We start from the raw sequence: 25,645 nt of genomic DNA, 5'->3' as shown, positions 1-25,645 counted from the left end.
CCATTATGTTCACTAAAAAAATTCGCAAGTTCCTGCTTCTCGGGGTACTGGCGCTGCTGCTGGCAGCGGTCGGTTACTGGAACATCAGCCCGGAAAGCTTCATGGACCAGCCTGATGCGTCGCTTGACGACACGGCGATCGACTACTATGCGATCAATACTCGCAGCGTGCAGTACCTGCCAGACGGCACACTTCAGTACGACATGACCTCCGACAAGGTCGAGCATGTGAAGGCCACAGATGTGAGCCTGCTGACGACACCCAATCTGAACATGTACCGCGGCGGAGCATTTCCGTGGCACGTGCAAAGCAAACGAGGTGAAGTTTCGTCCGACGGCGATCAGGTCGAGCTGATGGATTCCGTTCGTGTTGAACGCACCGATGAAAAACAGCGCACGACCATTATTACCAGCAGCCGCATGACCGTATTTCCTCAGAAGGAATATGCGCAGACCGACCAAGACGTTAGAATCGACGGCGCGGGCGGTGTCACTACGGCCAAGGGAATGAAAGCGTATTTGAAAGACAGCAGGATGGACCTGCTGTCCAACGTAAGAGGACAGTATGAGGCTCGTTAAAACTCTTCCTTTATTGCTCGGCCTGGGCGCAGCACTGGGAAGCGCGAGCGCCTGGTCCCTGCCAACCGACCGAGATCAGCCTATCCACATCCAGTCTGACGATGCTCAGCTCGATGATAAGAAAGGCGTGGCTACTTACAAGGGCAATGTCATCATCACTCAGGGCTCGATGAAAATCACGGGCAACACCGTGACAATCACGCGTAATGCCCAGGGCGAAGTCGACGTCTTCACCTCCGTCGGTAACCTGGCTTACTACGAGCAGAAGCCTGCCGTAGACAAACCGATCGTGCAGGCCTATGCCGTCACCATCCAGTATTACGCTGGCCAGGACCGTATCGTCCTGATCGACAAGGCCAAGGTCATCAATGATGGCAACACCTCGGAAGGCGAGAAAATCGTCTACGACACGGTTAGACAAGTCGTCACCGCCGGTCGGGCCAATGGCGGCGCCAAGGTGACTACGCCACGTCCGCGTATCGACATGGTCATCCAGCCGAAAAAGAAAACCGATCAACCTCAGAAGGCCCAGTAAATGGCGACGCTCAAAGCCCAGCATCTGGCTAAAAGCTACAAAAGCCGGCAGGTCGTGCGCGATGTGAGCATTTCCATCGACAGCGGCCAGATCGTCGGCCTGCTGGGCCCGAACGGCGCCGGCAAGACCACCTGTTTCTACATGATAGTGGGTCTGGTCCAGGCTGATCAGGGTCGTGTGCTGATTGACGATCTGGATGTCAGCCATCAACCCATGCACGGTCGCGCCCGCGCGGGCATCGGCTATCTGCCTCAGGAAGCCTCGATTTTCCGCAAGCTGTCGGTGTCCGACAACATCATGGCGATTCTCGAGACCCGCAAGGAGCTCGATGCCGGTGCGCGCCGCAAGGAACTGGAAAGCCTCCTGCAGGAGTTCCACATCACCCATATCCGCGACAACCTGGGCATGAGCCTGTCCGGCGGTGAACGTCGCCGCGTGGAAATCGCTCGAGCCTTGGCCACCGCACCGAAATTCATCCTGCTGGATGAACCGTTCGCAGGTGTCGACCCTATTTCGGTAGGCGACATCAAGCAGATCATTCACCATCTCAAGGCCAAGGGTATCGGTGTACTGATCACTGACCACAACGTCCGGGAAACGCTGGATATCTGCGAAATGGCCTACATCGTCAACGATGGACAGCTGATTGCGGAAGGCGACTCCGAGACCATTCTGGCGAATCAGCTGGTGAAAGAGGTCTACCTCGGCCACGAGTTCCGCCTTTAATCGACTGCCCCGTTGCGCTTCGCAGCCGATTGATGCCTACGCAGTGTATTGACAACATTTTATTTGTCATACCACTCTAGGCAAACGTACAGGTTTCAGGCATATAATTTGCTTAAGTTGGCGCCACGGCGCCTGTAGTAGATGGCGCATGCGCGCCGGCGAATAAGGTGTTTAGCCCCTGCCATGAAACCATCGCTAGTCTTGAGAATGGGCCAGCAGCTGACGATGACACCGCAGCTGCAACAGGCAATCCGCTTACTTCAGCTTTCCACTCTGGATCTCCAGCAGGAGATCCAGGAAGCGCTGGAGTCAAACCCTATGCTGGAGCGGCAGGAAGAAGGCGACGACTTCGACCACTCCGACCCGCTTGCCGACAACATCGAACAAAAGCCCAACCCCGACGTTCAGGAGCCGACTTATCAGGAATCCGCGCCTACCGTGGATAACCTTGAAGAAGGCGAATGGAACGAACGCATTCCCAATGAGTTGCCCGTCGATACTGCATGGGAAGACATCTACCAGACCAGCGCCAGCAGCCTGCCAAGCAATGATGATGACGAGTGGGACTTCACCACACGCACCTCTGTGGGCGAAAGCCTGCAAAGCCACCTGCTGTGGCAACTGAATGTTGCGCCGATGTCCGACAAGGATCGCCTGGTGGCGGTCACGCTGATCGACTGCATCAACAACCAGGGCTACCTCGACGAGACGCTCGATGAGATTCTCGAGTCGTTCGACCCCGAACTGGACATAGAGCTCGACGAAATCGAAGCGGTACTGCACCGCATCCAGCAGTTTGAACCTGCCGGCATCGGCGCACGCAACCTGAGCGAATGCTTGCTGCTGCAACTGCGCCAACTGCCGGCGAAAACACCTTGGCTGACAGAAGCACAACGCCTGGTCAGCGACTACATCGACCTGCTCGGAAGCCGCGATTACGGCCAGCTGATGCGGCGCATGAAGCTCAAGGAAGACGAGCTGCGCCAGGTCATCGAGCTGGTGCAGAGCCTCAACCCGCGTCCAGGCTCGCAGATCGAATCCACCGAAGCCGAATACGTCATTCCGGACGTCATCGTGCGCAAGGACAACGAACGCTGGCTGGTCGAACTCAATCAGGAGTCGGTGCCACGCCTGCGCGTCAATCCGCAATACGCAGGCTTCGTGCGACGCGCCGACACTAGCGCAGACAACACCTTCATGCGCAATCAGTTGCAGGAAGCACGCTGGTTCATCAAGAGCCTGCAAAGCCGCAACGAAACACTGATGAAGGTCGCCACGCAGATCGTCGAACATCAGCGCGGTTTTCTCGAGTACGGCGACGAGGCCATGAAGCCGCTCGTCCTCCACGACATTGCCGAAGCAGTGGGCATGCACGAGTCGACCATCTCGCGGGTGACCACGCAGAAATTCATGCACACCCCACGTGGCATTTACGAGCTGAAATACTTCTTCTCAAGCCATGTGAGCACCTCCGAGGGCGGCGAATGCTCGTCCACGGCAATTCGCGCAATCATCAAAAAACTGGTTGCGGCGGAAAATCAGAAAAAGCCGTTGAGTGATAGCAAGATCGCTGGTTTACTGGAGGCACAAGGCATTCAAGTAGCCCGTCGCACAGTCGCCAAGTACCGTGAGTCTCTCGGGATCGCCCCTTCCAGTGAGCGTAAGCGACTGATGTGATACAGGCCGAGCCACAGCGTCCCAGTGGCAGGCGCCATGCCTGCCTCTTTATGCACTGGCAAAGGAGAAAGCTGTATGCAAGTCAACATCAGTGGACACCAACTGGAAGTGACCAAACCCCTTCGTGAATACGTTGAGCTCAAGCTCAAGAAGCTCGAGGGGCATTTTGACAAGATTACCAACGTGCAGGTCACGATGACGGTCGAAAAGCTCAAGCAGAAGATCGAAGCCACGTTGCACATCCATGGTGGAGAGGTCGTTGCCAATGCTGAACATGATGACATGTACGCTGCCATCGACCTGCTCACTGACAAGCTAGATCGACAATTGCTCAAGCATAAGGAAAAGCAGCAAAGCATCCTCAAAGGTGCGGCCGCTCGCTAACGCCCATTTAATGATCCGAATCGAAAATATCCTGACCCCCGGCCGTTCGCTCGTGGACGTGCCGGGTGACAGCAAAAAGCGTGTACTCGAAGACATCGCCAATCTGATCGCTCGTGAAGTACCGGGCATGGATTTCGAGACGGTGCTTGGAAGCCTCGTTGCCCGCGAAAAGCTGGGCTCGACCGGTTTTGGCAACGGTATTGCCATCCCTCATTGCCGCCTCCCCGGCTGTGAAGAACCCGTCAGTGCGGTCATTCACCTCACCAACCCTATCAACTTCGATGCTATCGATGGCGCACCAGTGGACCTGCTTTTCGTGTTGCTGGTCCCGCAAGCCGCCACCGATGCACACCTGGAGCTGCTGCGCCAGATCGCAAGCATGCTTGACCGCGCCGATGTGCGTGAACGCCTACGCAGTGCCAAAAGCGGTGAAGCGCTTTATCAAGTGGTGCTGGACGTGCAGAACGGCCACTGACCATGCGCATGATCATCGTCAGCGGCCGCTCCGGCTCAGGCAAGAGTACGGCGCTCGATGTGCTGGAAGACAACGGTTTCTATTGCGTCGACAACCTGCCAGCCGGCCTGCTGCCGGAACTGGCCGAACGCGCGCTGATCAACACCGAACTGGCTGAACCGCTGCTGGCAGTTTCCATTGATGCACGCAATCTGCCCAGCCACCTCACACGCTTCCCGCAGATGCTGGATGAAGTGCGTTCACGCAATATCCAATGCGACGTGCTTTACCTGGACGCCGACGAAGCCACCCTGCTCAAGCGTTTCTCAGAAACCCGACGTCGCCACCCGCTGAGCACAGCGGACCGCTCGCTGGCTGAGGCGATACGGGACGAGACCACCCTGCTCGGCCCGATCATCGACCTGGCCGATCTGAAGATCAACACCACTCACCTAAACCTGTACCAGCTGCGTGACGCACTGAAACTGCGCCTGCTGAACAAGCCCGAGCCGGGTACGGCGTTCCTGATCGAGTCGTTTGGCTTCAAGCGTGGCATGCCTGTCGATGCAGACTTGGTATTTGACGTGCGTTGCCTGCCCAACCCTTATTGGAAGCCTGAGCTGCGCGACCATTCGGGCCTGGAACAACCGGTTATCGACTATCTGTCCGCGCAGGCCGATGTAGAAGAGATGTTCCAGGATATCTTCTCCTACCTCAATAAATGGCTACCGCGCTTCGCAGCCAGCAACCGCTCTTACGTTACCATTGCCATCGGTTGCACCGGCGGGCATCACCGCTCCGTCTACCTGACCGAACGGCTTGGCCAGGTCTTGCAACAATCACTCAAGAACGTTCAGGTCCGCCACCGCGACCTCAGCTGAAGGATTTACACTGCGATGCCCGTTCGTCAAATCACCATCATCAACAAACTGGGCCTGCACGCCCGCGCCGCCGCCAAATTCGTCGGCGTCGCCGGCAAGTTCCCTTGCAAGATCAGGGTCGGCCGCACTCCGGAGAGCATGGTCGACGGCAAAAGCATCATGGCCGTGATGATGCTGGCTGCCGGCAAGGGCACCGAGATCCACCTGCACACCGAAGGTGAATTCGAACAGGAAGCACTCGACGGACTGGTTGAGCTGATTGATAACAAGTTTGATGAGGGCGAGTAAGCCCACCCGTCACCAGTGCATTCGCAGCCAGCTCACCCCATGAGCGACCAGTAACGCTATACCCGCCATCAGCAGTACGGTGCCGACTGCCTGACGCAACAACCGCACTCGGCCGATGGCGAATATCCCTGAGCGCATAAACTGCATTGGGTCAGGTTACAGAAGTCAGGCCAGGGCGGCCTGATAACGGCGAGACACCTCATCCCAATTGATCACGTTATAGAACGCATTGATGTATTCGGGACGACGGTTCTGATAGCGCAGGTAGTAAGCGTGCTCCCACACGTCCAGCCCCAGAATCGGCGTGTTGCCGTTCATCAACGGGCTGTCCTGATTACCGCTGCTTTCCACTACCAGCTTCTTGTCAGGCGTGACGCTCAGCCATGCCCAGCCACTGCCAAAACGGGTCAACGCAGCCTTGGTGAATGCCTCCTTGAAGCTTTCATAGCCGCCCAGTTGCTCATCAATGGCCGACGCAACAGCGCCTGAAGGCAAGCCTCCACCGCCCGGCACCATGACTTCCCAGAACAACGAATGATTGGCATGGCCGCCACCCTGATTGATCACCGCTGGACGCAGGTTTTCAGGCAACTGCTGGACGCTGGCGACCAGCTTCTCCACAGACCAGTCGGCGAACTCCGTGCCTTCGACTGCCGCATTGAGGTTGTTGATGTACGTCTGGTGATGCTTGGTGTAGTGGATTTCCATGGTTTGCGCATCGATATGCGGTTCAAGGGCATCGTATGCGTAAGGCAGTGCAGGCAAGGTGTATGGCATTTCAATGTGCTCCGTAGAAAAGTCCGGAAGGGGCTGCAGAATGGCGCTGCAGCGCAGAGCGCGTATGCTCGCTGCTGCTGTTCAGCAACCGGTGAGTGCGCGGGTATTCGCCATGTTCGCTGATGAAACTCAGCAGCTCGGCGTAGGTTTTGCTGCTGTGGCGCAAGGCCGCCTCGCGCAGGGCGGGCGGGAGTCGTTGATCCTGCAGGGTCCGCAACAGGTGCTGGTGGATGGCGCACAGGTACTCGGCGCTCTCCTCCGGCTGACCCAGACTCAGGTGCAGATCCGCCAGGTTATGGTGAGAAATCACACAGGCCGCGACCGCTTCGTCGACATCCGCCCACCGCTCGAACAGCACCTGCGCCAAGGCCAGCGCCTGAAGGTACAGCTCACGGGCTTCGACCCACTCACCGAGACTGAAACAGCGATTGGCCTGTTCAATGGTGCGTTTCCAATGCTGCATGACATACCTCCAGAGGCGCAGGCTGGCCGGATCAACTGATCCTGACGGCCACAGCACACCTTCAAATGATATTCATTATTAAATGAGATTTTGACTCAACACAAGCGAGTTGATGAGATTGATTCTTGAGGAGGGATGATGCAAGGCCGCAAACGCTGTCGATAGCTCTTGATCATGGGGCGAAGCGCAGTCGGGATGTGTGACACGGAATGTCGAGAACTGCGTGCCAAAGCCAATGCGGCATTGGCACGCGTTCATTCAGGTGCGGGGCTGACGAGGCAGGCTGATCAGCTACCCGCTACGGTCATTCGCTCGATGAGTACCGAGCCGGTGCGGATGTTGCTGCGCAGCTCAAGATCGCTGCCGACGGCGACGATCTGCTTGAACATGTCGCGCATGTTGCCGGCAATGGTCACTTCCTGAACCGGGAACTGAATCTCGCCATTCTCGACCCAGAACCCTGCCGCGCCGCGCGAATAGTCGCCGGTGACCATGTTCAGGCCACTGCCCATCAGTTCGGTCACCAGCAAGCCGCGTCCCATGCGCCGGATCAGCGCAGCCTGGTCGTCCGAACCGTGGGTGACGAACAGATTATGCACACCGCCCGCGTTGGCGGTGCTCGGCATGCCCAGCTTACGGCCGGAATACGTGCTCAGCACGTAGGAAACCAGATCCCCACCTGCCACGAATGGTTTGGCGAAGGTCGCCAGACCATCACTGTCGAACGCCGAACTGCCCATCGCATGCTTCAGGTGCGGGCGTTCATCAATGGTCATCCACTCGGGGAACAGGCGCTGACCCAGCGCGCCTTCGAGGAACGACGATTTGCGGTACAGGGTGCCGCCGGAAATCGCACCCAGAAAGCTGCCGAACAGGCCGCCTGCCAACTCCGCAGCAAACAGCACCGGCACTTCACAGGTCGGCACAGGGCGCGCACCCAGACGGCTCGCTGCACGCAACGCAGCCTTGCGGCCAATGCTTTGTGCATCGGCCAGCAGCTCGCCCTGGCGGTTGACGTCATACCAGTAATCGCGCTGCATCTGGCCTTCGCCCTCGGCGATCATCACACAGCTGAGGCTGTGCCGCGTTGACGCATAGCCACCGATGAAGCCATTGCTGTTGCCGTATACACGGCAGCTCTGATGGGTATTGAGCGTGGTGCCATCGGCGTTCTTGATGCGGCTGTCGGCATCGAAGGCCGCCGCTTCGCAGAGCAACGCCTTCTCGATGGCTTGCTCGGGCGTGATGTCCCAGGTGTGATAAAGGTCAAAATCCATGACCTCTTTTGCCATCAGCGCAGCGTCGGCCAGCCCGGAGCTTTCATCTTCGGAGGTGTGTTCGGCAATCGCCAGTGCAGCGGCGACCGTTTCACGAATCGCATCGGCGCCGGTTGCCGACGTGCTGGCCGAGCCCTTGCGCTGTCCGACATACAGGGTGATACCAAAGCCCTGATCGCGGTTGAACTCGACGGTTTCGACTTCACGCTGACGGACCGATGTCGACAGCCCCTGGTCCACCGACACGGCGACTTCGCAGGCGCTGGCGCCCTGACGCCGGGCTTCGGCGATGATCTGCTCGACCTGTTCCTGCAGCTCGGGCAAGGCTTGTGGGCCGACGCTTTGGGTTGCACTCATGACTTTCTCCATCAAATTCTTCTTTCAGCACAGGCCGAATACCGACCGGGCCGGACAAGCGGCCCACGACTGGTTATCATGGCGGCGTTTCTTTGCGGACTGCCCCCATGGTTGATTCTTACGACGACTCCCTCGACGGGGAGAAAAGCAAAACCCAGGTCAAACGAGAGCTGCATGCTCTGGTCGACCTCGGCGAGCGACTGACAACACTCAAAGCCGATGTGCTGGCCAAGCTGCCGCTGACCGACGCTTTGCGCAAGGCCCTGGCCGAAGCGCCCAAGCACACGGCGAACATCGCGCGAAAGCGGCATATTCTGTTCATCGGCAAGCTGATGCGCGATCAGGACCAGGAAGCCATTCTGGTGTTGCTGGACCAACTCGATGCCTCCACTCGCCAATACAATGAACGTTTCCACAATCTGGAGCGCTGGCGTGATCGCCTGATCGCGGGCGATGACGCCGACCTCGAGAAATTCGTTGTCGAATACCCCGATGCCGACCGTCAGCAGCTGCGTTCGCTGATCCGTCAGGCGCAACACGAAGTTGCACGTAACAAACCGCCGGCCACCAGCCGCAAAATCTTCAAATACATCCGTGAGCTGGACGAACTTCAACGCGGTCTGCGTTGATTTCACCCCTCGAGGCCGGCAGCAACAAGCAGCCGGCCCCGACTCACATTCAGCTACCGGTGCCACCCACAGTGATCGCGTCGATCTTCAGCGTAGGCTGACCCACACCGACCGGCAGCGACTGGCCATCTTTCCCGCACGTACCGACGCCGCTGTCCAGCGACAGATCGTTACCCACCATCGACACCCTGCTCATGGCTTCCGGCCCGTTACCGATCAAGGTAGCCCCTTTGACCGGCGCAGTAATCTTGCCGTCTTCGATCAAATAGGCCTCACTGGTCGAAAACACGAACTTGCCGCTGGTGATATCCACCTGACCGCCGCCCAGGTTGGCGCAGTAGATGCCGCGCTTCACTGAGGCGATGATTTCCTGCGGATCGCTCTGCCCGCCCAGCATGTAGGTGTTGGTCATGCGCGGCATCGGCAGGTGGGCATAGGACTCGCGACGGCCGTTGCCGGTGCGGGCCACGCCCATCAGGCGTGCATTGAGCTTGTCCTGCATGTAGCCCTTGAGCACGCCGTTCTCGATCAGCGTCGTGCATTCGGTCGGTGTGCCTTCGTCATCGACACTCAGCGAGCCACGACGCCCCGCCAGGGTGCCGTCGTCGACGATGGTGCAGAGTTTCGACGCAACCATCTCGCCCATGCGCCCGCTGTAGGCCGAACTGCCCTTGCGGTTGAAGTCGCCCTCAAGGCCGTGCCCCACCGCTTCGTGCAGCAGCACACCGGACCAGCCTGAGCCGAGCACCACCGGCAAGGTGCCTGCCGGTGCAGGAATCGCTTCCAGGTTGACCAGCGCCTGACGCAGGGCCTCACGGGCATAGCCCATGGCGCGATCGTCGGTCAGGAAATAACGGTAGTCGGTACGCCCACCGCCACCATGCCCGCCCCGCTCGCGACGGCCATTCTGCTCGACGATGACACTGACGTTGAAACGCACCAGCGGGCGCACATCGGCGGCCAGGCTGCCATCCGCGGCGGCCACCAGGATGCGCTCCCAGACACCGGCCATGCTCACCGAAACCTGCTGGATACGCGAGTCCAGCGCACGCGTCGCAACGTCGATGCGCTTGAGCAACTCGACCTTCTCGGCGCGGCTCAGCACTTCCAGCGGGTTATCCGGGGCATACAACTGCGCCACGTCCTGCGAGGTGAAAGCCTGCACGCGACCATTCTGGCCAGCGCGAGAAATGGAGCGCGCGGCCTGTGCAGCGGTGCGCAGGGCCTCGGGGGTGATCGCGTTGCTGTACGCAAAGCCGGTTTTCTCACCCGACTGGGCACGCACGCCCACACCTTGATCAAGATTGAAACTGCCTTCCTTGACGATCCCGTCTTCGAGCGACCAGGACTCGGAGATCATGCCCTGAAAATACAGATCGGCCGCGTCGATTCCTGGCCCGGCCAGATCGCCCAGCACGGACTGCAGGCTGTCGAGGCTCAGGCCGCCGGGTGCCAGAAGGTGTTCGCTGACTGAGGACAGATCACTCATATTCACTCCGAAGCAGGCCGCATGGCGTCCTGCGAAAAAAAGCGCCGGTGACTGGACACCGGCATCCGCGCCCGTATGGACGCCTGTTCTTCACTGTCGCGTGTGGCCAGCAGCACCGCTTCACCCTGCGCCTGCTCGGCCAGTACGCGGCCCCATGGATCAACGATGGCCGCGTGTCCGTAAGTCTCGCGAGGCCTCGGATGGACCCCGCCCTGTGCCGCCGCCAGCACGTAACACTGGGTTTCGATGGCACGCGCGCGGATCAGAATGTCCCAGTGCGCAGCCCCCGTTACCGCAGTGAACGCTGACGGCGCGGTAATAAGCTCAGCACCGGCTTCACGCAGCGCGGTGTACAGCTCGGGAAAGCGCAGGTCATAACAGACGGTCAGCCCCAGACGCCCCACAGGCGTATCGGCTACCACCACCCTGCTCCCATGAGCATAGTCATCCGATTCACGATAGCGCCCACGGTTGTCAGCGACATCCACATCGAACAGATGCAGTTTGTCATAACGCGCCACCTGCTCACCGTGCTCATCGATCAACAGCGAACACGCCGTCACCTTGCCATCCGGCCGCTCATCCGGCGGCAGTGGCAAGGTTCCGGCAACAATCCATAACTTGAGGTCGCGAGCGGCCAGTTTCAACCATGGCAGGATCGGTCCGTGCCCCTGAGCCTCGGCACGCCCGATATCGGCGACGTCGCGGCGCCCCATTGCGACGAAGTTTTCGGGCAGTACCGCCAGCCGCGCGCCACCTTCGGCTGCCTGTTCCAGCAGACGTCGGGCGCTGGCCAGATTGTCAAGGACATCGCTTTGGCTGACCATCTGAATCACCGCGAAGGACATGGCAACCCGCTCCTGAATGACATGGCCACCACTGTACTCCATGAGACGCTATTGGGGCTTTTCAAATGGTTTGTCGAACGTGATCTTCGGCTCTTTCCAGGGCCCTTCGACCTTGTATTGCACGCTGGCGAAACGCGCAACCCGGTCGCCCAGCAGCTTGTCGACCAGAAACAGCGCCCCGCCAATGGCGGGCGCGCCGACAATCAGTGCAGCGATAGGCAGGTTGTTGGTCACCGGCAAGGTCACCAGCAGCTTCGCATCGACACGATCGCGAACCATGTCCAGCGTACCGTTGAGTTCCAGATTACTCGACGGCCCGGTCAGGGTGATCGGGTTGCGCGTCACATAGACACCGTCGCTGGCCACCAGCAGCCCTTTGACCCGGTCGTAGCTCAGGCCTTTACCCAGCAGGTCGGAGAAGTCCAGGCGCAGACGCCGGCCGATGGAGTTGAAATTCAACAGCCCGAACACCCGCAACGCCTGAGCACCGCCCTCGACTTCGACGAACTGACCTCTGTTCAGCGTGGCATCCAGGCTGCCGGAATAGCGCTTCAGACCGACCCAGGCAGGCGAACCCGGCCAGCGTCCGTCCACGTTCATCTCGAAGCGTTCACTGGTGACAGTGGGTGCGAAGTTCCAGGCCTTGAGCACATCCGCGAGGTTCTTGCCTGCCAGACGGCCTTTGAACGAACTGCTGCTGACCCCGGGCGTGCCCTCCCAGGTAGCGTCACCCTCCAGCAGAATGCCTTTGAGCCCCAGGCTCATGTCCGACATACGCATGCCGGCAGGCGTTGGCCGGGTTTTCAATGCCCAGGCCCCGAGCAACTGATCACCCTGAAACAGCTGGGAGATCTTCACGTCCAGCGCAGGGATATTGTGCGGGTCGATATCCGCCAGAGGATCAGGCGCGTTTTCCACCACGGTCGCTGTCGGATCGGATGCAGGCAGTCGAACGTAGAGCATGTTGACGCCGATCGGTGCAGACTTGGCGTCGGGCAGCGTTGCTGTGCCCTTGGCCAGCGCGCTGTCCAGCGACAGGGCCCAGGCTGCCGCGTTGCGCTGCAACTGGACACGCACGTCATTGAGTGTGGTGCCCATCGCGGTCAGTTTGCCGATCTGCAGATCAACGCTGTTAAGCAGTTGTTTTGCGTTGCCGCCCGGATCATTCCCCGTGTAGCGAGCGGCCAGTTCCTGCCAGGGCGCGATGTCCAGTTCGGACAACTCTCCACGGATCCGCAAGCCCTTGGCGTCCGGCACGATCGCCCCTCCGCGCCCCAGATACAGCTCACCACGACCTTCGGCAAACTTGCCATTCGGTGCAGCGAACGCAAAGTTGGCCTGATCGTTATAGGCCGCGCCGAGCCTGCGCTCCGCGCCTTGCAGGGTCATGCGGAATTCGCTGGGACGCTCCTGATCGGCGGTCTTGCCAAACGGTGCGGGCAAATCGATCGCCACGCCCTTGAGGGTGGAGTTGATTACCAGCGGGCTGTCCTTGCTGTCCAGAATCAGCTGCAACTGATACGGCAGGTCACCGGAGACCGGCAACGGCTGGGTCACGTTCAGCCAGTCGGTGAGCCGCTTCACGGTGATTTGCCCGTTCGCCACAATGCGCGTCACGTTGTCGCCAGGCTTGCCCTCGGCGGCGATCTCTGCGGTGACAGGGCGATCGAATGCCTGGGCCTTGATGCCCTTGCCGCTCAGCCCGCTGGAGCTGTCAAAACGGAAGTCGCCTTTCAGGCGGGTCAGCTCCAGTACCGGGTCAGCCAGTTTCAAGCGCGCATTGTCGGTGCTGAAGTCCACCACGACCTTTGGCTCGACGCCCTTGGCCAGCGGTATATCCAGCTTCAGCTTGCCGTCCAGCGGGCCCTCGCCCTGCCAGCCGGCAAACGTACTGCCCGTACCGATGGGCGCCTGCTGGAGAATCTTCAGGCCGTCGACCAGGTTTCCGGAGAAATTACCGTCCACCAGCAGGTGACTGTCCTGACCTGACGGCACATGAGGAATATTGACCAGCACGTTGCTGACCTTGGTATCCAGCAACTGGCCTTTGCTTGCCTTGACACGTACACCGCTGTTTTCGACGTAGACCTTGCCATCCACCCCGGTCAGCGACGGCCAGCCCGGCTGGAACGCCAGTGTTGCGTTGTTGACGTCGAAGAACAGGCTGATGACACGCGCCGTATCGGGCGAGTTCTTGTTCAGCGACCCTTGATACTGGAAGAAACCCTGCTTGACCGCGCCACTCACCACGGCGGTGCGCAACCAGTGATCAAGCTCAGGACTGAGCGCGGTCGGCAGGTACTTGCTGGTGTAACGGCCGTCGCCGTCAACCATACCGACCCGAAGGTCCATGTAGTCTTCCTGATCATGATTGAGATGAATTTTGATCAGAAAGTCCGCCGCAATCTTGCCTTCGTCGCCGAGCACCTTGATGTACGGGGCGATCAGCGTGAACGCCTGGTCATCCAGTTTCCAGGTCAGACGGGCATTGGCCTTCTGGTAACGCCAGGGTTTGGCGAAGATCGGGTCCAGGTGCAGCATGAAATCATCGGTGTCGAGGCGCAGCTCGCCCTGCCCCAGATCACCGCTGATGGCACCGGTGACATTTCCGGCCGCAGGCGCCCCGCGATACGCGTTGAAACCCACCTTGTCCAGATTGGCGGCAAAGCTCAGGCGCTTGTCGCCGACTGCCTGCGGCCGGTAGTCGAGCAGCACGTTATGCAGCCCGCCTGTCACCTTGAGGCCGTCGACCACTGCCATGGCCTTGTCAGGCAGGGGCGCGAGCGAGTCGATCAGCGGCGTGACAGGCGTCAGGTCCAGACGATCCGCCTGTACATGCCAGAGCTCTTCGCTGTCAGGGGTCGCGGCGGTTTGCGTCAGTTGCACACGGCTTTCCCAACGCGTGTCGCCAAGGCTCATCGCCAGTGAATCGAGGTTCAGGTCGAAACCTTTATCAGTCCGTGCAAACCATGCGTTCAGCGCAAGGTTATCGATCGTCGACGGTTTGCGACCGGCATAAACGCCTTTGACCTGCGGTGCATTGAGGCGCGTGGTCGCGCTTTGCACGGTGCCCTTGCCCCAACTCAACCAGACCTCGCCGCCGGCCTGCAGCTTCGACAGTGTCCATTCGCGAGTGAGGCTTTTCGGCAGCCACTTGGCCCAGTCGCTTTGCGGCAGGCTGGCGTAGACGTCGGCCTCGCCGTCCTTCCACTGACTGGCCTGGATGCGCGAGCGCACGTTGAGCGCGACCGGCTGACCATCCGGCAGGGTCAGGCGTGCGTCAAGTCGCTGGGCATAGCTGCCGGTGTCCAGGCTGAGGTTTACATAGGTGAGGGTCAGCGGCGCAGCGTCAAACGGTTGCACCGTGACCTGGCTGTCGAGCAACGACACATGCGCGACCATCTGCATCTGCCTGAGCACCTGCTCGGGGTCGAACGGGCTGTCGTTGTGCACCGGCAAGCCCTGAACCGACCATGCGCCGTCCTTATCCTGCCTGAGGCTGAACTGAAGGCCGTCCACTTCAAGATGAGCGATGCGCAAGTCACGCGCCAGCAGGCTTTCCCAAAGGTCAGGAACAACCCTTACGCGATCCAGACGAAGGGCACTGGCACCCTCACCGACCATCACGTCGTGGGCCAGCAGTACCGGGGCAAAGCGGCTCCAGCTGCCCTCCAGGCTGCCGATGCTCAGCGGTATGCCCAGCGCGCTGCTGGCACGGGTTTCCACGTCGACACGGTATTCGGCAACCAGCGGCGTCAATTGACGGCCGAGGCTCACGTACAGCGCCGCAAGCACCAAAATCAGTGCGCACAGGCTCAGCCCCCAGCGGGTCAGGGTTGCGACGAGGCGAGGAAGACGTCCCATCTCAGGAGGCCCTCCACTGCGGGGTGCAAGGAGCAGAGTCGGCGAACGGATTCCGGCTCGGATGCGCAGGTGCGGTCAGGTACAGGTTTTGCTCATTCGCCACGCATCATTCTCGATAAAACGGCATACCTGCCAGAAACCCTTAGGGCACTTGTCATAGATTTCAAACGATCAGCACCCTCAGAGCAGCACCACGTCGTATTGTTCCTGCGAGTACATGGTTTCTACCTGAAAACGGATAGTGCGGCCAATAAAGCTCTCCAGTTCAGCCACGTTGCCGGACTCCTCGTCGAGCAGGCGATCCACCACGCGCTGATTGGCCAGAACACGATAGCCCACTGCCTGATAGGCCCTGGCCTCGCGCAGGATTTCCCGGAAGATTTCGTAGCAGATGGTCTCGGGGGTCTTCAGCTTGCCCCGCCCTGCGCAGCAATGACACGGTTCGCACAGCACCTGTTCGAGACTTTCGCGGGTGCGCTTGCGGGTCATCTGCACCAGACCCAGTTCGGTGATGCCGATGATGTTGGTCTTGGCGTGATCGCGTTCCAGCTGCTTCTCAAGCGTGCGCAGCACCTGACGCTGGTGTTCACCGTCTTCCATGTCGATGAAATCGATGATGATGATGCCGCCCAGATTGCGCAGGCGCAACTGCCGGGCGATGGCCGTGGCAGCTTCCAGGTTGGTCTTGAAGATGGTTTCTTCGAGGTTGCGATGCCCCACGAACGCGCCGGTGTTGACGTCGATGGTGCTCATCGCTTCGGCTGGATCGATGACCAGATAGCCGCCCGACTTGAGCGGCACCTTGCGCTCGAGGGCCTTCTGGATTTCGTCTTCGACCCCATAAAGGTCGAAGATCGGCCGCTCGCCCGGATAGTGCTCGAGCCTGTCGGCGATTTCCGGCATCAGCTCGGCCACGAACTGAGTGGTTTTCTGAAAGGTTTCCCGCGAGTCGATACGGATCTTCTCGATGCGCGGGCTGACCAGATCGCGCAAGGTGCGCAGCGCCAGGCCCAGATCTTCGTAAATCACCGTGGGTGGGCTGACCGTCTTGATCTGCTCGCCGATCTGATCCCAGAGCCTGCGCAGATAGCGGATGTCCATCAGGATTTCATCCGCCCCGGCGCCTTCGGCAGCGGTGCGCAGAATGAAACCTCCGGCTTCCTTGATACCTTCCTGAGCAACACAATCGCTGACCACTTTCTTGAGTCGTTCGCGCTCGGCTTCGTCCTCGATCTTCAGCGAGATGCCCACATGCGCGGTGCGCGGCATGTACACCAGATAACGCGACGGAATGGAGAGTTGCGTGGTCAGCCGTGCGCCCTTGCTGCCGATCGGGTCTTTGGTGACTTGCACGACAAGGCTCTGGCCATCATGTACCAGCGACGCGATGCTCTCGACCGCAGGCCCTTCACGCATGGATATTTCCGATGCATGAATGAACGCCGCGCGATCCAGACCAATGTCGATGAACGCCGCCTGCATGCCGGGAAGCACCCGCACAACCTTGCCTTTGTAGATATTGCCGACGATGCCGCGACGCTGGGTGCGCTCGACGTGCACCTCTTGCAGAACCCCGTTTTCCACTACAGCCACGCGCGATTCCATCGGCGTGATGTTGATCAGAATCTCTTCACTCATGACTTGTCACCTTCCAGGCATTGCCAGCAGGGTATGCCGAAATGGCCAAGCAGTTCTGCGGTTTCGCACAGGGGCAGACCCACCACCCCAGAATAGCTACCTTGCAGACCCTCGACGAAAATCGCTGCCAACCCCTGGATGGCATAGCCGCCAGCCTTGTCGGCGGGCTCACCACTGGTCCAGTAGGCTTGGGCTTCATGGGTTTGAATCGGGCGAAAGCGCACACGACTGGTAACAATACGGGTTTCGCTGCGTTGCCGATCACAGAGCGCCACAGCCGTCAGTACGTCATGCTCGCGCCCGGACAGGGCCATGAGCATGCCCAGCGCATCCGCTTCATCGACCGGCTTGCCGAGAATGCGTCCATCGAGCACCACCGCCGTGTCGGCCCCGATCACGCATGCCTGTTGTTCGGCTGACAGCACGGATAGCCCGGCCTGAGCCTTGCCCAGCGCAAGACGCTCGACATAGGCAGCCGGGGTTTCATGGTCGAAAGGAGTTTCGTCGATCTGAGCGCTCAGTACGGTAAAGGGCACACCGATCTGAGTCAGAAGTTCGCGGCGGCGCGGCGAGCCAGAAGCCAGATAAAGCGAGGGCATAAGGACATCTCCGTGTCTGTACGGGTGAGCGCGAACAACGCAGCGAGGCGTCGCGCTCACCTTGCGCTTAATTGATTTTCAAACGTTTGCGCAATCCACGCAGGCCATAACTGATCCAGGGCCACAACAGAGCGCTGACCAACGCGGGCAGCACCAGCGCCAGCGTAGGCTGACGGTTGCCGGTCAGCGCACTCAGCCAGAGCTGCGCAAGCTGCGCCAGACCGAATACCACCAATAGCACCAGGCACTGTTGCCACATCGGAAACATGCGCAGGCGCTGCTGCAAGGACATCACCAGAAAGGTAATCAGACTGAGGATCAGGGCATTCTGGCCAAGCAATGTGCCGTACAGCACATCCTCCATCAGGCCCAGTATCCAAGCGGTGGTCATACCGTATTTGTGCGGCAGCGCCAGAACCCAGAAGGTCAGCAGCAGAGCCAGCCACAGTGGCCGGAAGATTTCCATGAATTGCGGCAGCGGCGAAACGCTCAGCAGCAGACCGATCGCAAACGTCAGCCAGACCACCCAGCCGTTGCGCCCGGAAACATGACTAACCATCGATAGGCTCCCGGGCAGTGGAAGGTCTGGAGGCAGGCGGCTGTGACGCCGCAGGCCGGGCGGCAGGCCTTGCAGGTGTCGCGGGCGTTGCCGCCGGTGCAGGTGTCGCCGACTGCGCCGCCGGCTTGTGCGTCAGCGTGCTGCCCGGAAAGACCGGAACGAATGCCTGCGGCCACATCGGGAAAGCCGGTGTCGGCGGCGGCAGTGTTGCCATCACGGAAGGCTCGACGCCCTTGTCGAGGGATTCCTGTGCTTGCGCCGCATCGGCAGCGCGCTCTTCCGGCGAGCGGCCGTCAGAGAACACCAGCAACAGATAGCGACTGCGATTCAACGCGGCGGTTGGCACCGCACGAACGATCGCGAACGGCTGGCCGGAGTCGTGAATCACCTCCTTGACCGTCGCCACCGGGTAACCGGCCGGGAAACGCTGACCAAGGCCCGAACTGACCAGCAGATCGCCTTCCTTGATGTCTGCGGTATCCGCCACATGCCGAAGCTCCAGACGCTCCGGGTTACCGGTGCCACTGGCGATGGCACGCAGACCGTTGCGGTTGACCTGCACCGGGATGCTGTGGGTCGTGTCAGTCAGTAGTAGAACGCGTGAGGTATAGGGCATCAATTCGACCACCTGCCCCATCAGGCCGCGCGCATCGAGCACAGGCTGGCCGAGCACCACGCCGTCGCGTTCGCCCTTGTTGATGATGATGCGATGGGTGAAAGGGTTCGGGTCCATGCCGATCAACTCGGCGACCTCGACTTTTTCGTTGACCAGCGCCGAGGAGTTCAGCAGCTCACGCAGCCGAACGTTCTGCTCGGTCAGTGCCGCCAGCTTTTGCAGGCGACCTTGCAAAAGCAGGGCTTCGGTCTTGAGTTTTTCGTTTTCGGCGATCAGCTCTGTGCGGCTGCCGAACTGACTGGCGACGCCTTGATACAGACGCTGTGGCAGGTCGACGATCCAGTAGGACTGCATGAGCACCATCGACATCTGGCTGCGCACGGGCTTGAGGATCGTAAAGCGGGCGTCGACAACCATCAACGCAACCGACAGAACGGCCAGCACCAGCAGACGTACACCCAGCGACGGGCCTTTTGAGAAAAGCGGTTTAATAGGCCGCTCCTTCGGGGCATGCGATCGTTGGATCGAACTTCGATTGGCAATTATTCATGCGGTATATAACCGGCCTGGACAAATGAAAGAGATAGGCACCCTGTTTCGGCGTCAGCCTGATGCATACAGGTAGCATATCCGCCACCTGCATACAAAAGACTCCGTGAAAGGCACCCCGGCGAATTATTCGCTGGAGAGCAGATCCATGGTGTGCTTATCCATCATTTCCAGCGCACGGCCACCGCCACGCGCTACACAGGTCAGCGGGTCTTCGGCGACGATCACCGGCAGACCGGTTTCCTGCGCCAGCAACTTGTCCAGATCACGCAGCAGCGCACCACCACCGGTCAGGACCAGGCCACGCTCGGCGATGTCCGAGGCCAGTTCCGGAGGCGATTGCTCCAGAGCGCTCTTGACCGCCTGAACGATGGTCGCCAGCGACTCCTGCAGTGCCTCGAGCACTTCATTGGAGTTCAGGGTGAACGCACGTGGAACGCCTTCGGCCAGGTTGCGGCCACGGACGTCGACTTCACGCACTTCACCGCCCGGATAGGCAGTACCGATTTCCTGCTTGATGCGCTCGGCAGTCGATTCGCCGATCAGGCTGCCGTAATTGCGGCGCACGTAGGTGATGATCGCTTCGTCGAAACGGTCACCGCCGACCCGTACGGATTCGGCATACACCACACCGTTCAGGGAGATCAGTGCGATTTCGGTGGTACCGCCGCCGATGTCGACAACCATCGAACCGCGAGCTTCTTCCACCGGCAGACCGGCACCGATTGCAGCGGCCATCGGTTCTTCGATCAGGAATACTTCGCGTGCGCCTGCACCCAGGGCCGACTCGCGAATGGCGCGACGCTCAACCTGAGTGGATTTGCACGGAACGCAGATCAGCACACGAGGGCTGGGCTGCAGAAAGCTGTTTTCATGAACCTTGTTGATGAAGTACTGCAACATTTTTTCGCAGACGCTGAAGTCGGCGATAACGCCGTCTTTCATTGGACGAATGGCTGCGATGTTGCCTGGAGTACGGCCCAGCATGCGCTTGGCTTCGGTACCGACGGCCACGACACTCTTCTGGTTGCCGTGAGTACGAATGGCAACGACAGAGGGTTCATTCAGAACGATACCGCGCTCACGCACGTAAATAAGGGTGTTGGCAGTGCCCAGGTCGATGGATAGATCACTGGAAAACATGCCACGCAGTTTCTTGAACATGGGAAAGGGACCCTAGGGAACGCGTGGTAAAAAAAGTGCGGCAAACTCTAACAACGACAGGGATTTTGGGCAAGGAGCCAATATGCTAAATTGGCGGTTTTCCGAACACCACCCTCGACGTTAGCGGCTTGAGACAGTAATAACGCGATAGTGTTCCGCAATTGGCAACAAAGCAAATCCATAAGCATTCCACTGGAGATACCCCATGGCGCTTGAACGCTCCGACGTGGAAAAGATCGCTCATCTGGCCCGACTGGGCCTCAATGACGCCGATATCCCGCGTACCACCGAAGCACTTAACAGTATTCTTGGGCTGGTCGATCAGATGCAAGCGGTCGACACCATTGGCATCGAGCCGCTGGCTCACCCGCTGGAAGCCACCCAGCGCCTGCGCGAAGACGCCGTCACCGAGCGAAATCGTCGTGACACTTACCAAGCCATCGCACCAGCGGTCCAAGACGGGCTGTATCTGGTTCCGAAAGTCATCGAGTAAGGGAAAGCGCCTGCATGCATCAAATGACTCTGGCCGAGATCGCTCGCGGACTCGCCGATAAAAAGTTTTCTTCCGAAGAGCTGACTCGCGTTCTGCTGTCGCGCATCGCGACGCTCGACCCGCAGCTCAACAGCTTCATCAGCCTCACCGAAGACCTGGCCATCACCCAGGCGCAGGCGGCAGACGCGCGCCGTGCAGCCGGTGAAAACGGCCCGCTGCTCGGTGCCCCGCTGGCCCACAAGGACCTGTTCTGCACCCAGGGCATCCGCACCAGCTGCGGCTCGCTGATGCTCGACAATTTCAAGGCACCCTATGACGCCACGGTCGTTTCGCGTCTGGCATCGGCCGGTACAGTGACGCTGGGCAAGACCAACATGGACGAATTCGCCATGGGCTCGGCCAACGAATCCAGCCATTACGGCGCGGTGAAAAACCCGTGGAACCTGGAATGCGTCCCTGGCGGTTCTTCGGGCGGCTCGGCAGCTGCTGTTGCTGCACGTCTGTTGCCCGCCGCGACCGGCACCGACACCGGCGGCTCGATTCGCCAGCCTGCAGCGTTGACCAACCTCACTGGCCTCAAGCCGACCTACGGCCGCGTATCGCGCTGGGGCATGATTGCCTACGCGTCCAGCCTCGATCAGGCGGGACCGATGGCACGCACGGCCGAAGATTGCGCACTGCTGCTGCAAGGCATGGCCGGTTTCGACCCGCAGGACTCGACCAGCATCGACGAGCCGGTTCCAGACTACTCCGCCAGCCTCAATACCTCGCTCAAGGGCCTGCGTATCGGTGTGCCGAAAGAATATTTCAGCGCAGGCCTCGACCCACGCATCGCGCAGCTGGTGCATGAAAGCGTCAAGGAGCTTGAAAAGCTCGGCGCGATCGTCAAAGAAGTCAGCCTGCCGAACCTGCAGCACGCGATCCCGGCCTACTACGTCATCGCCCCAGCAGAAGCCTCGTCCAACCTGTCGCGCTTCGACGGGGTGCGTTTCGGCTACCGCTGCGAAGACCCGAAAGACCTGACTGATCTGTACAAGCGCTCTCGCGCCGAAGGCTTCGGCCCGGAAGTCCAGCGACGCATCATGGTTGGCGCCTACGCGCTGTCGGCGGGTTACTACGACGCCTACTACCTGCAGGCGCAGAAAATCCGTCGCCTGATCAAGAACGATTTCATGAGTGCGTTCGTCGATGTCGACGTGATTCTCGGCCCGACCACGCCCAACCCGGCCTGGAAAATCGGCGCCAAGACCAACGATCCGATTGCCGAATACCTGGAAGACTTCTACACCATCACCGCCAACCTGGCGGGCCTGCCTGGCTTGTCCATGCCTGCGGGCTTCGTCGACGGTCTGCCGGTCGGCGTGCAGCTGCTCGCTCCGTATTTCCAGGAAGGCCGTCTCTTGAATGTGGCGCATCAGTATCAGCAAGTCACCGACTGGCACACTCGCGCACCTGAAGGCTTCTGAGGAGAAACACATGCAATGGGAAGTCGTCATCGGGCTGGAGATTCATACCCAGCTTTCGACCCAATCAAAGATTTTTTCCGGTAGCGCGACCACGTTCGGCTCCGAGCCCAACACGCAGGCCAGCCTCGTCGACCTGGGCATGCCTGGCGTATTGCCGGTGCTGAACAAGGAAGCCGTGCGCATGGCCGTCAAGTTCGGCCTGGCAGTGAACGCCGAAATCGGCCAGCACAACGTGTTTGCCCGCAAGAACTACTTCTACCCGGACCTACCCAAGGGCTATCAGATCAGCCAGATGGAGCTGCCGATTGTCGGCAAGGGCCACCTGGACATCCCCCTTGAAGACGGCACCGTCAAGCGCATCGGCATCACCCGTGCGCACCTGGAAGAGGACGCGGGCAAGAGCCTGCACGAAGACTTCCAGGGCATGACCGGTATCGACCTGAACCGTGCCGGCACCCCGCTGCTGGAGATCGTTTCCGAGCCGGACATGCGCAACGCCAAGGAAGCCGTGGCTTACGTCAAGGCCATCCACGCGATTGTCCGCTACCTGGGCATCTGTGACGGCAACATGGCCGAAGGTTCGCTGCGCTGCGACTGCAACGTATCGATTCGTCCGAAGGGCCAGGTCGAGTTCGGCACGCGCTGCGAGATCAAGAACGTCAACTCGTTCCGCTTCATCGAAAAAGCGATCAACAGCGAGATTCAGCGCCAGATTGATCTGATCGAAGACGGTGGCAAGGTTATCCAGCAGACGCGCCTGTATGACCCGAACACCAACGAAACCCGCGCCATGCGCAGCAAGGAGGAAGCCAACGATTACCGTTACTTCCCCGACCCGGATCTGTTGCCGGTGATCATCGAGGACTCGTTCCTAGAAGAAACCCGCGCCACCTTGCCAGAGCTGCCGCCGCAGAAACGCGAACGCTTCCAGAGCCAGTTCGGTCTGTCGACCTACGACGCAAGCGTACTGGCTTCGAGCCGCGAGCAGGCTGACTACTTCGAACAGGTGGTGAGCATCAGCGGTGACGCCAAACTGGCAGCCAACTGGGTCATGGTCGAGCTGGGCAGCCTGCTCAACAAGCAGGGCCTGGAGATCGACCAGTCGCCGGTCAGTGCAGAGCAGTTGGGCGGCATGCTCAAGCGCATCACCGACAACACCATTTCCGGCAAGATCGCGAAAATGGTCTTCGAAGCAATGGCCAATGGTGAAGGCAGCGCCGATGAAGTCATCGAAAAACGCGGTCTGAAGCAGGTCACCGACAGCGGCGCCATTGAATCGATGCTCGACGAGGTGCTGGCAGCCAACGCGGAACAGGTCGAACAGTATCGTGCAGCGGACGAAGCCAAACGCGGCAAGATGTTCGGCTTCTTCGTCGGTCAGGCGATGAAAGCCTCCAAAGGCAAGGCCAACCCGCAGCAGGTCAATGAGCTGCTGAAGGCCAAGCTGGAGGGCTGATCCTCGTCACTCTCGTTCCCACGCTATGCGATCAGCGTTATACACGAGTCTTGTGGGGGCGAGCTTGCTCGCGAATAGGCCGGTACAGCCTCTAGAGACAGGGCGTTTGGACCAAGTCCTTCGTGAGCAAGCTCACTCCCACAGAGGTCTTTATTCACATCGCGATTATGGTCAAAGACCCCGCCTTCCGGGCTCTTCATGACTTGTGTATAACGATGAGCGCTCTGTGTGGAAATGCAGTTCCGGACGCTCTGCGTCCGCTGTCGAGTACGCGCTGCGACACCGGGTTATGACGCGGAGCGTCACGAAATGCATGCCGACATGGAGCCTTGGCACGAGCGTCAACCACAACTACTCCGGCACTCAGGAACCCACCCCATGCGCCGCCTTATTTTTGCCTGCAGCCTGCTGACGTTATTGGCAGGATGCGCTAATCACATCATCGACCCCCATGGTTATGACGAGACCGGCACCGCCGCTTATTACGGCGCCCGCCATCATGGCAACCGCACTGCCAGCGGTGAGCCGTTCAATCAGAATGCGCTGACCGCTGCGCATCGACAGCTGCCTTTCGGCACGCGCGTCAAAGTCACCAACCTCGACAACGACAGGTCGGTAGTCGTACGTATCAACGATCGCGGCCCTCACACGCGCGGCCGTCTGATCGATGTCTCTCGCGAAGCGGCCGAACAACTGGGTATGCTGCGCAGCGGGACAGCGCCAGTCCGCGTACAGGCCCTGGATTAACCCCGACTCTCGATCACCTCCGATAAGGACACTCGTATTCTCCAGCTATCGGCCTTGCCCGCCCCCGCGCTCATCCAGATGCTCAGTGGCTTGTTATTGCTGCTGATCGGGGCAGAACTGTCAGTGCGCGCAGCGGTGCATCTGGCGGCGATTTTCAAGGTCCGGCCACTGATCGTCGGCCTGACCGTCGTGGCAATGGGCACCAGCGCGCCGCAGATGGCAGTAAGCCTGCAAGCCGCGTTTGCCGATAACACCGACATCGCTGTGGGCAGTGTCATCGGCGGTAACATTTTCAATGTGTTGGTGATCCTTGGCCTGTGCGCGCTGATCATTCCGTTACGCGTTGCCCGCCAGGTTTTGCACGTCGACATTCCGCTGATGATTGGCGCCTGCCTGCTGGCTATCGGCCTGTCCTGGAGCGGCGAATTCAGCAAACTGGACGGCGCAGTGCTGCTTGCCGGATTGCTGTTCTGCCTGATCGTCATCATCCGCCAAGGCGGTCATGCGCCGCGTCACGGACAGGCCGAGACAACCGAAAAACCTCGTACCTTCACGCGCATCCTCATGCTTGCCAGTGGCTTGCTGCTGTTGACCGCTGGCGGACACCTGCTGGTCGACGCGTCAGTGGTGATTGCCATACACCTGGGGCTTTCCGAACGCATAGTCGGTCTGACCATCATTGCCATTGGCACCTCATTGCCGGCACTGATGACGTCGCTGATCGCAGCGTTTCGTGGTGAGCGTGATATTGCCGTAGGCAACGTGATCGGCAGCAACCTGTTCAATCTGCTGGGCGTTCTGGGGCTGACCGCACTGGTCGCCCCGGTGCCGCTGACGATCTCGCCAAATGCACTGGTGTTCGACCTGCCGATCATGCTCGGCGTGTCGTTGCTGTGCGTGCCGCTGTTCTATTCCGGATACCGGATAGACCGTCTGGAAGGCCTGTTTCTGCTGTCGTTGTACCTGACCTACGGGCTGCATATCCTGTCGATCAGCACCGGTATGGCGCTGGCCGAACGGCTTGAAAGCAAAATGCTCACGCTGGTGTTACCTGTGCTGGGCGCTGTGGTTGTCTGGGGCACAATTCGCGCCTGGCGACGCCAGCACTGACCTCCAACCCGCATTGATACA

Annotated in this window: 25 protein-coding genes; 14 read left to right on the top strand and 11 right to left on the bottom strand. The window is 59.9% G+C overall.

The genetic code is table 11. The annotated features are described in order from the left end of the window. Positions 1 to 5: 5 nt before the first annotated feature. From lptC to JOE34_RS11110, 8 genes are all read left to right on the top strand, one after another. Positions 6 to 578, top strand: a complete 573-nt coding sequence (gene lptC, locus JOE34_RS11145) for an LPS export ABC transporter periplasmic protein LptC (protein ID WP_003400249.1) — start codon at positions 6 to 8, stop codon at positions 576 to 578. Beyond that, positions 565 to 1,113, top strand: a complete 549-nt coding sequence (gene lptA / locus JOE34_RS11140) for a lipopolysaccharide transport periplasmic protein LptA (protein ID WP_003424523.1) — start codon at positions 565 to 567, stop codon at positions 1,111 to 1,113. Before lptC ends, lptA begins: the two co-directional genes overlap by 14 nt. Then, positions 1,114 to 1,839, top strand: coding sequence for an LPS export ABC transporter ATP-binding protein (gene lptB, locus JOE34_RS11135; protein ID WP_003313594.1), 726 nt, complete (start codon positions 1,114 to 1,116; stop codon positions 1,837 to 1,839). 183 nt (positions 1,840 to 2,022) lie between these two features. Continuing rightward, on the top strand, positions 2,023 to 3,516 hold the full coding sequence (locus tag JOE34_RS11130; protein ID WP_003340639.1) for an RNA polymerase factor sigma-54: 1,494 nt from the start codon (positions 2,023 to 2,025) through the stop codon (positions 3,514 to 3,516). A 75-nt stretch (positions 3,517 to 3,591) separates the two neighbouring features. Continuing rightward, positions 3,592 to 3,900, top strand: coding sequence for a ribosome-associated translation inhibitor RaiA (gene raiA / locus JOE34_RS11125; RefSeq protein ID WP_002555091.1), 309 nt, complete (start codon positions 3,592 to 3,594; stop codon positions 3,898 to 3,900). 10 nt (positions 3,901 to 3,910) lie between these two features. Then, positions 3,911 to 4,375, top strand: a complete 465-nt coding sequence (gene ptsN / locus JOE34_RS11120; RefSeq protein ID WP_003313596.1) for a PTS IIA-like nitrogen regulatory protein PtsN — start codon at positions 3,911 to 3,913, stop codon at positions 4,373 to 4,375. A gap of 2 nt (positions 4,376 to 4,377) precedes the next feature. Continuing rightward, entirely contained in the window at positions 4,378 to 5,235 is an 858-nt protein-coding gene (rapZ, locus tag JOE34_RS11115) for an RNase adapter RapZ (protein WP_003377550.1), read from the top strand. Positions 5,236 to 5,250: 15 nt separating this feature from the next. After that, positions 5,251 to 5,523 carry an HPr family phosphocarrier protein gene (locus tag JOE34_RS11110; RefSeq protein ID WP_003395235.1) on the top strand — a complete coding sequence of 91 codons (273 nt, stop codon included), beginning with the start codon at positions 5,251 to 5,253 and terminating at the stop codon, positions 5,521 to 5,523. A gap of 165 nt (positions 5,524 to 5,688) precedes the next feature. Here JOE34_RS11110 and JOE34_RS11105 read toward each other — a convergent pair whose 3' ends face one another. From JOE34_RS11105 to pmbA, 3 genes are all read right to left on the bottom strand, one after another. After that, the gene (locus JOE34_RS11105; protein ID WP_003395233.1) at positions 5,689 to 6,300 is read right to left on the bottom strand and encodes a superoxide dismutase; all 612 of its coding nucleotides are present in this window, start codon (positions 6,298 to 6,300) and stop codon (positions 5,689 to 5,691) included. A gap of 1 nt (position 6,301) precedes the next feature. Next, positions 6,302 to 6,763, bottom strand: a complete 462-nt coding sequence (locus JOE34_RS11100; protein WP_024693379.1) for a tetratricopeptide repeat protein — start codon at positions 6,761 to 6,763, stop codon at positions 6,302 to 6,304. Positions 6,764 to 7,050: 287 nt separating this feature from the next. Continuing rightward, the gene (gene pmbA, locus JOE34_RS11095; protein WP_209995757.1) at positions 7,051 to 8,397 is read right to left on the bottom strand and encodes a metalloprotease PmbA; all 1,347 of its coding nucleotides are present in this window, start codon (positions 8,395 to 8,397) and stop codon (positions 7,051 to 7,053) included. A gap of 107 nt (positions 8,398 to 8,504) precedes the next feature. On the opposite strand from pmbA, the gene yjgA reads away from it, so the two are divergent. Then, positions 8,505 to 9,026 (top strand): ribosome biogenesis factor YjgA, encoded by a 522-nt coding sequence (yjgA, locus tag JOE34_RS11090; protein ID WP_003364101.1) that lies wholly within the window; start codon positions 8,505 to 8,507, stop codon positions 9,024 to 9,026. A gap of 49 nt (positions 9,027 to 9,075) precedes the next feature. On the opposite strand, the gene tldD is transcribed toward yjgA, so the two are convergent. The 8 genes from tldD to mreB form a co-directional block, all read right to left on the bottom strand. Next, positions 9,076 to 10,515 (bottom strand): metalloprotease TldD, encoded by a 1,440-nt coding sequence (tldD, locus tag JOE34_RS11085; protein ID WP_003413412.1) that lies wholly within the window; start codon positions 10,513 to 10,515, stop codon positions 9,076 to 9,078. 2 nt (positions 10,516 to 10,517) lie between these two features. Further along, on the bottom strand, positions 10,518 to 11,363 hold the full coding sequence (locus tag JOE34_RS11080) for a carbon-nitrogen hydrolase family protein (RefSeq protein WP_209995741.1): 846 nt from the start codon (positions 11,361 to 11,363) through the stop codon (positions 10,518 to 10,520). 48 nt (positions 11,364 to 11,411) lie between these two features. Continuing rightward, the gene (locus tag JOE34_RS11075; protein ID WP_209995739.1) at positions 11,412 to 15,227 is read right to left on the bottom strand and encodes a YhdP family protein; all 3,816 of its coding nucleotides are present in this window, start codon (positions 15,225 to 15,227) and stop codon (positions 11,412 to 11,414) included. 180 nt (positions 15,228 to 15,407) lie between these two features. Then, positions 15,408 to 16,865, bottom strand: coding sequence for a ribonuclease G (gene rng / locus JOE34_RS11070; RefSeq protein ID WP_003364105.1), 1,458 nt, complete (start codon positions 16,863 to 16,865; stop codon positions 15,408 to 15,410). Continuing rightward, positions 16,862 to 17,464, bottom strand: coding sequence for a Maf family protein (locus JOE34_RS11065; protein ID WP_046266842.1), 603 nt, complete (start codon positions 17,462 to 17,464; stop codon positions 16,862 to 16,864). Before JOE34_RS11065 ends, rng begins: the two co-directional genes overlap by 4 nt. A gap of 67 nt (positions 17,465 to 17,531) precedes the next feature. Next, positions 17,532 to 18,023 (bottom strand): rod shape-determining protein MreD, encoded by a 492-nt coding sequence (gene mreD, locus JOE34_RS11060; protein ID WP_003364106.1) that lies wholly within the window; start codon positions 18,021 to 18,023, stop codon positions 17,532 to 17,534. Then, positions 18,016 to 19,131 (bottom strand): rod shape-determining protein MreC, encoded by a 1,116-nt coding sequence (gene mreC, locus JOE34_RS11055; RefSeq protein WP_074907226.1) that lies wholly within the window; start codon positions 19,129 to 19,131, stop codon positions 18,016 to 18,018. The genes mreD and mreC overlap by 8 nt, the downstream gene beginning before the upstream one ends. A gap of 183 nt (positions 19,132 to 19,314) precedes the next feature. Then, on the bottom strand, positions 19,315 to 20,352 hold the full coding sequence (mreB, locus tag JOE34_RS11050) for a rod shape-determining protein MreB (RefSeq protein ID WP_002555108.1): 1,038 nt from the start codon (positions 20,350 to 20,352) through the stop codon (positions 19,315 to 19,317). A 205-nt stretch (positions 20,353 to 20,557) separates the two neighbouring features. On the opposite strand from mreB, the gene gatC reads away from it, so the two are divergent. The 5 genes from gatC (at position 20,558) to JOE34_RS11025 (ending at position 25,624) form a co-directional block, all read left to right on the top strand. Beyond that, positions 20,558 to 20,845, top strand: a complete 288-nt coding sequence (gatC, locus tag JOE34_RS11045; RefSeq protein WP_003340609.1) for an Asp-tRNA(Asn)/Glu-tRNA(Gln) amidotransferase subunit GatC — start codon at positions 20,558 to 20,560, stop codon at positions 20,843 to 20,845. 14 nt (positions 20,846 to 20,859) lie between these two features. Next, positions 20,860 to 22,311, top strand: a complete 1,452-nt coding sequence (gene gatA, locus JOE34_RS11040; RefSeq protein WP_024648079.1) for an Asp-tRNA(Asn)/Glu-tRNA(Gln) amidotransferase subunit GatA — start codon at positions 20,860 to 20,862, stop codon at positions 22,309 to 22,311. A gap of 10 nt (positions 22,312 to 22,321) precedes the next feature. Then, positions 22,322 to 23,767: an Asp-tRNA(Asn)/Glu-tRNA(Gln) amidotransferase subunit GatB gene (gene gatB / locus JOE34_RS11035; protein WP_003313612.1), complete on the top strand. Its 1,446-nt coding sequence runs from the start codon at positions 22,322 to 22,324 to the stop codon at positions 23,765 to 23,767. Between the two features lie 378 nt (positions 23,768 to 24,145). Next, positions 24,146 to 24,514 carry a septal ring lytic transglycosylase RlpA family protein gene (locus JOE34_RS11030; protein WP_002555111.1) on the top strand — a complete coding sequence of 123 codons (369 nt, stop codon included), beginning with the start codon at positions 24,146 to 24,148 and terminating at the stop codon, positions 24,512 to 24,514. Between the two features lie 78 nt (positions 24,515 to 24,592). Next, complete coding sequence (locus JOE34_RS11025; protein ID WP_003340605.1) at positions 24,593 to 25,624, top strand: calcium/sodium antiporter; 1,032 nt, start codon at positions 24,593 to 24,595, stop codon at positions 25,622 to 25,624. Positions 25,625 to 25,645 lie beyond the last annotated feature (21 nt).

It is taken from the genome of Pseudomonas sp. PvP028 (genome assembly GCF_017832255.1).
In the GTDB taxonomy this organism is placed as follows: domain Bacteria; phylum Pseudomonadota; class Gammaproteobacteria; order Pseudomonadales; family Pseudomonadaceae; genus Aquipseudomonas; species Aquipseudomonas syringae.
The sequence above is the reverse complement of the archived record's forward strand: the minus strand, read 5'-3'. Positions and strand labels throughout refer to the sequence as shown.